Origin of the sequence: Cypionkella sp., assembly GCF_034376685.1 — a bacterium.
In the GTDB taxonomy this organism is placed as follows: domain Bacteria; phylum Pseudomonadota; class Alphaproteobacteria; order Rhodobacterales; family Rhodobacteraceae; genus Cypionkella.
The window spans coordinates 1-12,097 of the sequence record NZ_JAXMJJ010000078.1 but is presented as its reverse complement, the minus strand read 5'-3'; the positions used below and the strand labels follow the sequence as shown (position 1 = coordinate 12,097).

Here is a 12,097-nt window from a genome sequence, read left to right as displayed (position 1 = left end):
AAGGGGGGAACGATGCGCATCACCGTTTCCCCGTCACTCCCGCGCCCGCGCCTCTTTCGGGGTGATGCCGTAGCGCTGCCGAAACGCGCGGCTGAACTGCGCCTGATCGGCAAAGCCGCGGGCATAGGCGATCTCACCAATCGCGCGCTTGTCGCGTGGGTTGGTCAGATCTTCGCGCGCCGCTGCCAAGCGTTGATCGCGGATCCAACTGCCCAAGGTCTGGTTGGTATCGCGCAGCAATTCATGCAGATAGCGCACCGAGACGCCACAGCCCGCCGCCACCTCATCCGGCCCCAGATCGGGGTTGTCGATATGACGGCGCACAAAGCTTTCGATCCGCGCCAGATGCGCCATCCGCACCGTCGAGCCGCCCGAACTCAGCACCCGTTCATCCGACTGCAAGGCAAGCGCCAGCAAATCCGCCAACTGTCGCCCGACCATGCTGCGGGCTTCTTCGGTCATCGCGTCGTAGCGCTGCGGGATCAGATGCACCATGTCGACGAACAGCCCATTGGCGCCATTGGTGGCATCGAACTGCAAGCTGCAAAACCGATCCGGCGCGCGCACCCGGCCGCCCAACATGGCGAGCGACAGCTTCATCACCCACAGATCTGCGGGTTCGGCATGACTGAACTCATAGGGTTCATGGCTGCGCTCGATGAAGAACGCGCCGGGATTGGCGCGCACCTCGCGCCCGCCTTGGGCAAACAGCAATTCCGATTTCGCGGGCAGAGTGACCAGAAACTCCTCGGGGCCTTGGATCTGCAAATGTTTCGGCAGGCGGCGATACATCAACGCGTCAGAGGTCAGCCGCGACAGCGACACCTCGCCCAACTGCCACATGGTCAATTCGCCATCAAATGCCTCGGGGCGGCGGAAGCTCAGGTCGAGTGGGAAATAGGCCTGCCCAATCGCCTCGTGCCAGTGACGGCTGCGCGCGGCCAGATCGACGCCTTTGGTGGTGATGGTGGTCTTCATCGCAGCCCCCGCAGTTTCCCCAATCTGGCCACGCAATATTCTTTCTGTAAAGCGCCGGTTGCGCGCAATTTGTCAAAATGCGCTCTGCGACAAAAACCCATGCACCCGGCGCAAAGACGCCTGCCGCCCGCGCCGCCTAGCCTGACCGCTGCAACGGTGCAGAAGACGCCGCGCAACGGGGAGTTTTTGCTGAAGTCTCGGGCCGCTTGCCCGAACACCCCCCTTTTGCGCCGCGCATTTGAAGGGGAATAGGCATGGCCAGCGCCACCACATCCGCCACGAAGGTTGATCCGATCACACTATCGGTCGTTCGCGGCATTCTGGAAACCACGCAGCGCGAGATGACGCTGTCGCTTGAGAAAACCGCGCGTTCGTCGGTGTTCAATCTGGCGCACGACTATTCCACCGCGCTGTTCAATGCGCGGCCCGAGATGATCTTGCAGGGGCAGGATATTCCGATCCACCTCGGCAGCTTGATCCCGGCGATGAAGGTGGTGGCGGGGTATTTTGAGGGCGACATCCATGAAGGCGATCTGCTGATCCACAACGATCCGGCCTGGGGTGGCAGCCACGCGATTGATACCTGTTTTTACAAGCCGGTGTTTTACAAGGGAAAGCTGAAGTATTGGACCGTCTGCAAGGGCCATCTGACCGATATCGGCGGCCCGGTGCCTGCGGGCTATAACCCCAATGCCAAGGAAATCTATGCCGAATGCCTGCGCATTCCCCCGGTGAAAATCTGGGATCGCGGCGTGCCGCGTAAAGACGTTTTGAACTTCATCTTCACCAACATGCGGGCGCGGCGCGATCAGGAAGGTGATTTCAACGCGCTGATCGGGGCCTGTCAGGTCGGCGAGCGTGCCTTGATCGCGATGTTGGATAAGTATGGCGAAGACGTGGTGGATGCCTGCATCGACACGCTTTTGGACATGGCTGAAAAGCAGATGCGCAGCCTGATCGCCACCGTGCCCGATGGCACCTATGAAGGCTCGGCGATTGTTGAAGATGCTGGCCATGGTTTTGGCGATCTGACCATCACCGCTAAGGTGACGATCAAGGCAGACAGCTGCCACATCGAAATCTCCAGCCCGCCGCAGATCCCGTATTTCATCAACAGCTACGAGGGGAACAGCTATTCCGGCGTTTACCTTGGCCTGATGATGTTCGCGCAACTGCCGCCGCCGTATAACGAGGGCCTCTATCGCTGCATCTCGGTCGATATGGGGCCGAAGGGGACGTTGTGTAACGCCCGCGAACCCGCGCCCCACATGAACTGTACCACCACGCCGATGGAAACCCTGACCGATGCGGTGCGTCTGGCGTTTGAAAAGGCCGTGCCGTCGAAAGTGTCGGCCAGCTGGGGCCATGCCAACGGGCTGAACATCGCCGGATGGGATAAGCGCCACGACGAGGAATATGTGACGATGGTGCTGGCCACCATTATTTCAGGCGCGGGGGCGACGCCTGCGCAAGACGGCTGGCACGCCTGCGGCCCGGAATGCTGCTTTGGCGCTTTGACCAGCGGTGACGTGGAACTGCTGGAATACAGCTATCCGATCATCATCCACCGCTACGGGCTGATGACCGACAGTGGCGGGGCGGGCAAATTCCGTGGCGGTTCCGGCACCGCATGGGAGGTGGAGCCGCTGTCTGACGACATGACCTTCATCACCTTTGGCGAAGGTCGCCGCATCCCGGCAGTCGGCGCGGCAGGGGCCAGTTCGACCATGATCGACGAAAAGGTCGGGCGGCTGGAACTGGTCGAGGGCGCGCATTCCGAAACCATCCGCGAGAACGTGATCAAGGTGATCAAACCCGGTGATCGCATCACCAACATGAACCCCGGTGGCGGTGGCTATGGCGACCCGATGGATCGGGCGGTGGAAAAGGTGGTGTGGGATATCAAGAACGGCCTTGTTTCCGTGAAGGGGGCGGAAGCCGATTACGGCGTGATCGTCAGCGATGCCGAAAGCCTGACCGTCGATATGGCGGCAACCGAAACCCTGCGTGCGCGTCGTCGCGCCGTGGCCGCGAAATAGGAGGGCGCCGCGATGAAAACCGATTACCGTTTGGGCATTGATGCCGGTGGCACCTTCACCGATTTCGTCCTCGCCGATCAAACCGGGCAAGTCCGGCTGTTCAAGGCGCTTTCCACCCCGCAAGACCCCACCTTGGCGATCAAGAACGGTCTAGCGCTGATGACCGAAGAGCTCGGGGTCTCGGCCACCGAGATCATCTCGAACTGCGATCTCTGTATCAACGGCACCACCGTGGGCCTGAACGCGCTGATCCAGCACAAGGGGGCGAAAACCGGGCTGATCTGCACGGCGGGGCATGAGGACTCGCTTGAGATCCGCCTCGGCCATAAAGAAGACGGCTACCGCTACGATCCCGATTACCCGCCCGCCACCATGCTGGTGCCGCGCTACCTGCGCCGCGGCGTGCGCGAGCGTATCCTGTCCAACGGCGAAATCCGCACGCCGCTGACCGAAGAAGATGTGCGCGCCGCCTGCGAGATTTTCATCGCTGAGGGGGTGGAAACCGTGGCGATCAGCTTCGTCTGGTCGGTGCTCGTCCCCAGTCATGAACGCCGCGCCGGGGAGATTGTGCGCGAGATGATGCCGGGGGTGATCCTGACGATGGGATCGGAACTTTATCCGCAAGTCCGCGAATACACCCGCACCTCAACGGCGGTGGTTAACGCCTACTTGGCACCGATCATGAAGCGCTATGTCACCGCCGTGGATGCCTATTTCCAGCAGCTCGGCGCGAAGCAACCCGTGCGGTATTACCAATCCAACGGCGGCCTTGCGATTGGGCAGGCGATGACCGACCGCTCGGTCTATGCCATCAACTCCGGCCCCGCTTCGGCCCCCGCCGCTGGCCTCTATGTCTGTGCGCCGTTTGGCAAAACCGATGTGATCACGGTGGATATGGGCGGCACCTCGTTTGACATCACCCTGACCAAAGACGGCTCGACCAATATCAACAAGAACATCGACTTCCTGCGTTACCGCATTGGCGTGCCGATGATTCAGGTCGAAACTCTGGGCGCAGGCGGCGGGTCAATCGGTTGGATTGATGAGATGGGCCTGCTGCAAATGGGTCCGCAATCGGCGGGGTCCGATCCGGGGCCAGCCTGCTACGGTCAAGGCGGGCAACTGCCGACGGTATCGGACGCCAACATCGTGCTGGGCTATCTGAACCCCGATGGCTTGGTTGGCGGCCGCCTGCCACTGGATGCGCAAAAGGCCTATGACGCGGTGAAAAGCATCGCTGATCCTCTGGGCCTGACGGTGGAACGCGCCGCCTATGGCATGTTCACCATCGTCAACGCCAACATGGTCAACGGCATCCGCCGCGTCACGATTGAACGCGGCTATGACCCGCGCGATTTCGTGCTGGTGGGCGCGGGCGGTGCCACGGCGGCGCATATCACAGCGCTGGCGGCGGATATGGGCATCGACACCATCGTGTTGCCGAAACTCGCTTCGGGCCTGTGCGCCTTTGGTCAGATCATCTCGGACGTGAAGTATAACTACATGGCCACGGCGGTGCTGCGGCTGGACAATGACGCGGCTTATACCCGGATTGACCAGTTGTTCACCGAGATTGAAGCGCAAGGTATCGCGCATCTGACCTCCGATGGCTTTGCGGCTGGCAACACCATGATCAAGCGCAGCCTTGATATGCGCTATGTCGGCCAAGTCCATGAATGCACGGTGGAAATCGGCAACTTCCCGGTGAACGCCCAAACCATCGACCAGATCAAGGCCGCCTTCCACGCCCGCCACGAACAGCTTTATACCTATTCGGAACCGCACTCGACGGTCGAGGTGGTGAACATCGAAAGCACGGTTTACGGGCTGGTCGATAAGCCGAAGCGGATGCACATCGCCCCCGGCAAAGCCGCCGATCAGGCGATCAAAGCCTACCGGGAAGCGGTGTTTTCCGCCGATGGCAGCCGCATCCGCACGCCGATCTACGAAGGCGGCGCGTTGGGGGCTGGGGCAGAGATCGCAGGCCCTGCGGTGATCGAAGAAGTCACGACCACCATCGTTATCGAGCCGGGGTGGAGCGCCACTTTAGACGCCTCCGGCTCTTACCTGATCACCCGCAAGGAGAAGAAATGAGCCAACTCAGCGCAGACAAGCTGTCGGTTGCCTTCGCGGGGCTGAAGGCCCTGTCGGATGTCGATCTGACGATCACGCCCGGCCAGATCACCGGGCTGATCGGCCCGAATGGTGCGGGCAAAACCACGCTTGTCAATGTGCTGACCGGGTTTCAAAGCCCCACGGGCGGGGCGGTGTCTTTGAACACCGCCTCGGCCAAACTGAACCTCTCGGGGTTGAAGCCACATGAAATCCGCCGCCGCGGCATCGCGCGCACCTTTCAAGGTGGGCGGTTGTTCCGCGATCTGGCGGTGATCGACAATCTGGAAGTCACCGGCGTCGGTCTGGGTCAATCGCGCAGCAAGGCGCGGGCTGAAGCCGCCGCGATGCTCGATTGGATCGGCATTGGCGCGCTGCAAAACCGCATCGCCGGAACCCTGCCCTATACCGATGAACGCCGGGTTGCGATTGGCCGCGCCTTGATCGGCAAGCCTGAATATATCCTGCTGGATGAGCCCGCCGCTGGCATGTCTGGCCCCGAAGCCGCCGATCTTGCCGCCCTGATCCGCCGCATCGCCTCCGAGATCGGCTGCGGCGTGCTGTTGATCGAGCATAACGTCGGGCTGGTCCTCAGCCTGTGCGATCATATCGTCGTGCTGGATTCCGGTGTGGTGATTGAGACGGGCGATCCTGCCAGCATCCGCGCCAGCGAGAAAGTCCGCCACGCCTATATGGGCACCGCCGCCGAGACCAACCTTCCGGTGTTGGAGGTGTTGGCATGAGCCTGCTTGCGCTGTCCAACCTGACGATCCGCTATGGCCGCTTGACCGCGGTGCGCAACGTCACCTTCACCCTGACCGAAGGTGAGATTCTGTTTATCACTGGGCCGAATGGCGCGGGCAAATCCAGCCTGTTGCGCGCCATCGCCGGGGTGACGCCGCCTGCTGGCGGTCGGGTTGATTTTGGCGGCCAAGACATCACTGGACACGCGCCCGAGGATATCGCCCGCATGGGCCTGTCGATGGTGCCCGAGGGGCGCGAGGTGTTTGGCAGCCTGACCATCGAGGAAAATCTGCTGGTCGGCACCGGGATGCACGCCGCCACCCGCAACTGGCGCAGCCGGGCCGCGACCGAGTTGGAAGCCGTCTATGCCACCTTCCCGATCCTGAAAGACCGCCGCCATTCGCAGGCGGGTCTGCTGTCGGGTGGCCAACAGCAAATGCTGGTGATCGGGCGCGCACTGATGACCAACCCGCGGCTGATCGCGATTGATGAACCCAGTCTCGGCCTTGCCCCCAACATCACCGATCAGGTTTATGAACGATTGATCGCATTGCGCGCCCACCGCGCGCTGACCCTGCTGATTGTCGAGCAATCCTCGACCCGCGCGCAACTGGTGGGGGGGCGGATGATCCTGATGCGCGGCGGTGAAATCCTGTTGGATGGCGATGCCCGCGCGATGGGCCAATCCGAAGCCATGCAAGCCGCCTATTTTGGATATGGAGAGCATTGATGCAAACCCTGTTTGACGCGCTCAGCCTTGGTTCGCTTTATGCCCTTGGCGCACTGGGCATCGCGCTGATCTTCGGCGTGATGCGTTTGGTCAACTTCGCGCATGGCGATGTGATCTCGTTCTCGATCTTCGCGCTGCTGTGGCCTTCGGTTGATGCCGTCGCCATCGTGTTCGCGGGCGAATTGCCGTGGTTCCTGCTGATCCCCTTTGTGCTGGCGATGGGGGCTGGCCTGTCGGTGCTGTCGGAAATCATCGTGTTCCGCCGCTTTCGCCGCGCCAATCCGGCCACCATGATGATCGCCTCTTTCGCGCTGGGCTTCGTGATCCGCTATTTCCTGCTGATGCTGTTCTCCAGCCGCCCGAAATCCATCTCACTTTTGCCCGCCCTCAGCCAACCCGTTGAAATCCTTGGCGCGCGTATTCCCCTGCTGCAAGTCATCACCATCGCAGCCACCATCGCCATCCTGTTCGCCCTCACCGCCTTTCTGAAACGCACCCGCTTCGGGTTGGAAATGCGCGCGGCGGCGGAGAATTTCACCATGGCCCGCATGCTCGGCGTGCGCGCCAACCGGGTGATCATGGGGGCCTTCGCGCTGTCGGGCGCACTTGCCGCCGCCATCGGCCTGATCCTTGCCGCGCAAACCGGAACCGTTGATATCCAGATGGGCGCGTCGGTGATGCTGATGGCCTTCATCGCCACGGTGATCGGCGGCCTCGGGTCGCTGCCCGGAGCCGTCCTTGCGGGTTTCCTGCTCGGGGCGGCCTCGGTCGTCATGCAAACCGTGCTGCCGATTGATGCGCGCCCGTTCCGCGATGCCTTCGTCTATGGCGCGGTGATTATGGTGCTGATTTTCCGCCCCCAAGGCCTGATCGCCGCGCGCGGCACGAAAGAGAGGGTCTGACATGTCGGTGATCCGCCGCACCATTTCCACCCCGATCCTGCTGACGCTGATCCTGATCGCCATCGCTTTGATCGCCGTCGCCGCAGGCTCGCGCCCGTTCAACCAGACAGTGATCGACATCTTCCTGCGCGTCATTCTCGTCGTCGGCCTCTATATCTTCATCGGCAACTCCGGGGTGATGTCGTTCGGCCATATCGGCTTCACCTGTTTGGGAGCCTACGCCGCAGCCTGGCTGACCATGCCACCGATGATGAAGCAAACCCTGCTGCCCGGCCTGCCCGATTGGCTGATGAACACGCAACTGCCCTACTGGGCCGGGGCGATCTTCGCCGCTTTATGGGCCGCTATCTGGGCGGCATTGTTCGGCAAGATCCTGATGCGGCTGTCCGGCATTGCGGCCTCTATCGCCACCTTTGCCATGTTGGCGATGATCAACACCATCTATTCCAACTGGGAGAGCGTCACCGCCGCAACCTCATCCGTCGTCGGCATCCCGATCATCCGCTCAATCTGGCCCTATCTGATCGCCGCCATCATCGCCGTGATCGTGGCATGGCTGCATGCGATTTCCCGCGCGGGCCTTGCTCTGCGTGCCGCACGGGATGAACCCACCGCCGCCGCCGCCTCGGGCGTCGATATCCCCAAGCAACGTCTGATCGCCTTCATCCTGTCCGGTGCGGTAATGGGCATGGGCGGCGCGCTGTTTGCCCATTCCATCGGCGTCGTCACCCCTGACACGTTCTATCTGACACTCACCTTCACCACCCTGTCGATGCTGGTCGTCGGCGGCATCGGCAGCCTGTCGGGCGCGGTGCTGGGCGTGGTGATCCTGTCCTCGCTGATCCAGGCCCTGCGCTGGCTAGAGGCGGGCGTGACCGTCGGCACCACCACCCTCGCCATCCCGAACGGGCTGCAAGAGATCGCTTTGGGCATCGTGATGATCCTGATCCTGATCCGCCGCCCCGCTGGCATCATGGCCAATTCCGAATTGCGCTGGCCGTTTCCTCGATCCGAAACGGCCAACCTAAAGAATCCGGGCGAAGACCCCGGCAATAAGCCCACCCAACAAGGAGTATCCAGATGAAAACCCTAACCAAACTCAGCCTCGCGCTGCTGGGGGCGACCGCCCTTGTCACCCCGGCGCTTGCGCAAGATGACGACAAGATCATCGTCGGCTTTGCCACCGCCGAATCCGGCTTCATGCAGGGCTATGACAAGCCCGCCCAAGACGCCGCGATGATTCGCATCAAGGAGATTAACGAGGCGGGCGGTCTGCTCGGCAAGCAGATCGAGGTTGTGAATGCCGACACCAAGACCGACCGTGCCGAGGGGGCCAAAGCGGGCCTGTCAGTGATCGACGCTGGCGCTGATATGGTCGTGGTCTCTTGCGACTATGACTTTGGTGCCCCGGCGGCGCTTGCGGCAGAAGGTGCAGGCCTGCCGTCTTTCTTCCTTTGCGCCGAGTCGATCAAGGCCGGGATCCAAGGCGTTGGCCCGAATTCGTTCTCGGCCTCGGTGCTGGCAGCGGTTCAGGGTGCCACGATGGCGGAATGGTCCTACACCAAGAAAGAAGCCCGCACCTATTACCGCCTGCTCGACACCTGGACCGAGTATAACAAAGGCATCTGCGATGGCTTTGACTACATGCTACCCAAGCTGGAAGGTGCAACACTGGTTGGCGAAGATACCTTCAAGAATGAAGATGCCTCGATTGCCGCCCAGATCACCCGGATCAAATCGCTGCCAGAAGAACCCGATGCGATCATGCTCTGCACCATGATGCCGGGGGCCGTCTCTGCTATCAAGCAAATCCGCGCCGCTGGGATCAATACGATGATCCTGAACGGCTCGGGCGTCGATGGGTCTTATTGGCAGTCGGCGGTGCCGGACCTCTCGAACTTCTACGTCCCGGTGCAAGGCTCGGTCTATGGCGACGATCCGAACCCGGAAGTCACCAAGTTCAACGCCAAGTATAAGGAAGCCACGGGCGCGGACCCGTCCACTCAATACGTCTATCCCGGCTATGTGATGATCGACGTCTGGGCCAAAGCGGTGGAGCGTGCAGGCACCACCGAAACCGCTGCCGTGGTGGCCGAGCTGGAGAAGATGAAGGACGAGCCGACCCTGTTCGGCCCGCGCACGTTCACCTCTGAACTACATCACCAGAATTCGGCGAAATACCTGATCGTCGATACTGAAAAGGGCAAGCCCGCCGTGGTTGATAGCTGGACCATCTCGGCCCCGATCCCGGTGGCGGATCTGATGAAGTAAGACACTGCGGGCAGCCTTTCTGATACTGGGCAGGGCTGCCCGTACTGCTGCTCGAGACAATCGGCACTTGTAATAATGCGTGGGAAATCTGCGAAACACTGGCGGAGCGGCTGATCTGACAGAGGCTGCGGCAGAGTTTTATTCCGTTTGCATGACGATACGGCCAGACCGCTTTGCCCTAAGTCTTAATAAGTTCCTAACGAGCACCCCATAACATATTGAAATTGCTAGAGCAGCGGCTGTGTCCACACGTGGACATAACCCGCCTTGATATATTTCAACCCCCTGTCACAGATGTGAGATCAGATGATTTTGTCTTTTCCTGAAGCTGAGCCATCTTAATCCTCAAGCTTCAGAGGAGACCCGTCATGCCCTACCGTCCCGAATACACGGCCGCCGACATCACCCCGCAACACCTGTTCCTGAACCGCCGCGCCCTGATCGCCGGAGCCGCCGCGCTTTCCATCGCAAGCCCCGCCCTCGCCCAGACCAGCCCCTATTCCACCGATGAGACCCCGAATACTTTCGAGGACATCACCACCTACAACAACTACTACGAATTTGGCTACGACAAGGCCGACCCCGCCGCCTACGCAGGCAAACTGAAAACCGACCCGTGGTCTGTGGTGGTGGACGGCCTCGTCGACAACCCCGGCAGCTATGCGCTGGCGGACCTGATCGCAGGCCAACCCATCGAGGAACGCATCTATCGTTTCCGCTGCGTGGAAGCGTGGTCGATGATCGTGCCGTGGCAAGGCTTCCAACTGTCGGGCCTGCTGCAAAAGCTGGGGGTGAAGCCGGAAGCGAAATATGTGGCGTTTGAAACTCTGGTCCGCCCGGAAGAGATGCCCGGCATCAACGGCGGTATGATCGACTGGCCCTACCGCGAAGGCCTGCGGCTGGACGAAGCGATGCACCCGCTGACCATCATGGCGACGGGATTGTATGGCAAACCGATGCCGAACCAGAACGGCGCGCCGATCCGTTTGGTGGTGCCGTGGAAATATGGCTTCAAGTCGATCAAGTCGATTGTGCGGATCAGTCTGGTGGCCGAACAGCCAGTGACAACCTGGAACACCCTCGCCGCGAATGAATACGGCTTCTATGCCAACGTGAACCCCGAGGTCGATCACCCGCGCTGGAGCCAAGCCTCGGAACGCCGCATCGGGGGCGGGCTGTTCGCGGGCCGTGTCGATACGGTGAAGTTCAACGGCTACGGCGATCAGGTCGCCAGCCTATATACGGGCCAAGATCTGACGAAGGATTACTGATGCTCGACGCCATCAATCAAACCGCCCGCCGCATCCCGGCCTATACTATATATATAGCTGGCATAGCGCTGGCGGCCTGGGTGATCTACGCAGCCCTCGCCACGCCTGACCCCGCGAAGGTGCTGGAGCGCGATCTGGGCACCAAGGGCCTGCAAATTCTGATCGCCACCCTCTGCATCACCCCCTTGCGCTGGTATGGGGTGAACCTGCTGAAATTCCGCCGCGCCTTGGGGCTGACGGGCTTCATGTTCATCGCACTGCATCTGATGACATGGGTGGTGCTGGACCTCGCACTGCGCTGGTCCGAGATTCTGACCGAGCTTACCAAGCGGCCGTTTATCATCGTGGGCATGCTGGCGTTCGTGGCGCTGATTCCTCTGGCGGTGACGTCGAACAATACGATGGTGAAGCGACTCGGCGCTTTGCGCTGGAAACGGCTGCATTGGCTGGCTTATCCGGCGACTTTGGCGGGCGCGGTGCATTTTGTGATGATCGGGAAGGTCTACACACTGGAATCAGCACTTTATTTTGCGGCTGTGGCGGGACTTTTGCTCGCCCGCCGACTCAAGGCGCGGAAAAAGGCACTGCAAACCGCCTGAGTCGCGCCGCGACGCAGCAATCAGCGGTAAGATTGTTGCGCGAAAGGGGGGTGTTCGCGGATGAAGCTTCCGCCAACTGTGCGAATTCATGGATAAATTCACAAATCTGTAAAAAAGTGAGTTGAGAGGTGTTTTTTGCTATTGCGGCTTCCGGCGGCTTTCCCTAAACACCGCCTTACCGAAGCGAAACAGTGACGGTGACGAAACGAAACGAAGCGTAAGCGGTTGTTAAGGTTCGGAAAATCTGAAGATAAGGCCTTCGACGAAGCGCTAAGAGTTTAGCGCCCGTTGGAATTTTTGTCGGAAGATCGCTCTTTGAAATTGATAGTAGTTGAAGGGATATGTGGGCGGTTTGGGCGCATCGGCGTCAAAACGTTCTCATATCTGGGCTAGTAGGGAATGTGAGTGATCACGCTACCGATGATCTAGTTAAAAGCTTCACGGTTTGTGG

General features: G+C 60.8%; 10 protein-coding genes. 9 read left to right on the top strand and 1 reads right to left on the bottom strand.

Translation table 11 applies throughout. From position 1 onward, the window contains the following. Positions 1–33: 33 nt before the first annotated feature. On the bottom strand, positions 34–978 hold the full coding sequence (locus U1A24_RS14515; protein WP_322322689.1) for an AraC family transcriptional regulator: 945 nt from the start codon (positions 976–978) through the stop codon (positions 34–36). A 254-nt stretch (positions 979–1,232) separates the two neighbouring features. On the opposite strand from U1A24_RS14515, the gene U1A24_RS14510 reads away from it, so the two are divergent. The 9 genes from U1A24_RS14510 to U1A24_RS14470 all read left to right on the top strand — a co-directional run bounded on the left by U1A24_RS14510 (position 1,233) and on the right by U1A24_RS14470 (position 11,646). After that, a complete protein-coding gene (locus tag U1A24_RS14510) occupies positions 1,233–3,017 on the top strand; it encodes a hydantoinase B/oxoprolinase family protein (RefSeq protein ID WP_322322688.1) in 1,785 nt (594 codons plus the stop codon). Positions 3,018–3,029: 12 nt separating this feature from the next. Next, on the top strand, positions 3,030–5,111 hold the full coding sequence (locus U1A24_RS14505; protein WP_322322687.1) for a hydantoinase/oxoprolinase family protein: 2,082 nt from the start codon (positions 3,030–3,032) through the stop codon (positions 5,109–5,111). Continuing rightward, a complete protein-coding gene (locus tag U1A24_RS14500) occupies positions 5,108–5,872 on the top strand; it encodes an ABC transporter ATP-binding protein (RefSeq protein ID WP_322322686.1) in 765 nt (254 codons plus the stop codon). Before U1A24_RS14505 ends, U1A24_RS14500 begins: the two co-directional genes overlap by 4 nt. Further along, positions 5,869–6,603 carry an ABC transporter ATP-binding protein gene (locus U1A24_RS14495; RefSeq protein ID WP_322322685.1) on the top strand — a complete coding sequence of 245 codons (735 nt, stop codon included), beginning with the start codon at positions 5,869–5,871 and terminating at the stop codon, positions 6,601–6,603. The genes U1A24_RS14500 and U1A24_RS14495 overlap by 4 nt, the downstream gene beginning before the upstream one ends. Further along, a complete protein-coding gene (locus U1A24_RS14490) occupies positions 6,603–7,505 on the top strand; it encodes a branched-chain amino acid ABC transporter permease (RefSeq protein ID WP_322322684.1) in 903 nt (300 codons plus the stop codon). Before U1A24_RS14495 ends, U1A24_RS14490 begins: the two co-directional genes overlap by 1 nt. A 1-nt stretch (position 7,506) precedes the next feature. Continuing rightward, positions 7,507–8,589: a branched-chain amino acid ABC transporter permease gene (locus U1A24_RS14485; protein ID WP_322322683.1), complete on the top strand. Its 1,083-nt coding sequence runs from the start codon at positions 7,507–7,509 to the stop codon at positions 8,587–8,589. After that, on the top strand, positions 8,586–9,776 hold the full coding sequence (locus tag U1A24_RS14480) for an ABC transporter substrate-binding protein (RefSeq protein ID WP_304924988.1): 1,191 nt from the start codon (positions 8,586–8,588) through the stop codon (positions 9,774–9,776). Before U1A24_RS14485 ends, U1A24_RS14480 begins: the two co-directional genes overlap by 4 nt. Positions 9,777–10,144: 368 nt before the next feature. Next, entirely contained in the window at positions 10,145–11,047 is a 903-nt protein-coding gene (gene msrP / locus U1A24_RS14475; RefSeq protein WP_322322682.1) for a protein-methionine-sulfoxide reductase catalytic subunit MsrP, read from the top strand. Further along, a complete protein-coding gene (locus tag U1A24_RS14470) occupies positions 11,047–11,646 on the top strand; it encodes a protein-methionine-sulfoxide reductase heme-binding subunit MsrQ (protein WP_322322681.1) in 600 nt (199 codons plus the stop codon). The genes msrP and U1A24_RS14470 overlap by 1 nt, the downstream gene beginning before the upstream one ends. Positions 11,647–12,097: the final 451 nt, after the last annotated feature.

What these genes read in the sequence shown, in the direction of transcription:
- U1A24_RS14515 (WP_322322689.1), bottom strand. Translation starts at nt 978, where the DNA reads ATGAAGACCACCATCACCACCAAAGGCGTCGATCTGGCCGCGCGCAGC.
- U1A24_RS14510 (WP_322322688.1), top strand. Translation starts at nt 1,233, where the DNA reads ATGGCCAGCGCCACCACATCCGCCACGAAGGTTGATCCGATCACACTA.
- U1A24_RS14505 (WP_322322687.1), top strand. Translation starts at nt 3,030, where the DNA reads ATGAAAACCGATTACCGTTTGGGCATTGATGCCGGTGGCACCTTCACC.
- U1A24_RS14500 (WP_322322686.1), top strand. Translation starts at nt 5,108, where the DNA reads ATGAGCCAACTCAGCGCAGACAAGCTGTCGGTTGCCTTCGCGGGGCTG.
- U1A24_RS14495 (WP_322322685.1), top strand. Translation starts at nt 5,869, where the DNA reads ATGAGCCTGCTTGCGCTGTCCAACCTGACGATCCGCTATGGCCGCTTG.
- U1A24_RS14490 (WP_322322684.1), top strand. Translation starts at nt 6,603, where the DNA reads ATGCAAACCCTGTTTGACGCGCTCAGCCTTGGTTCGCTTTATGCCCTT.
- U1A24_RS14485 (WP_322322683.1), top strand. Translation starts at nt 7,507, where the DNA reads ATGTCGGTGATCCGCCGCACCATTTCCACCCCGATCCTGCTGACGCTG.
- U1A24_RS14480 (WP_304924988.1), top strand. Translation starts at nt 8,586, where the DNA reads ATGAAAACCCTAACCAAACTCAGCCTCGCGCTGCTGGGGGCGACCGCC.
- msrP (WP_322322682.1), top strand. Translation starts at nt 10,145, where the DNA reads ATGCCCTACCGTCCCGAATACACGGCCGCCGACATCACCCCGCAACAC.
- U1A24_RS14470 (WP_322322681.1), top strand. Translation starts at nt 11,047, where the DNA reads ATGCTCGACGCCATCAATCAAACCGCCCGCCGCATCCCGGCCTATACT.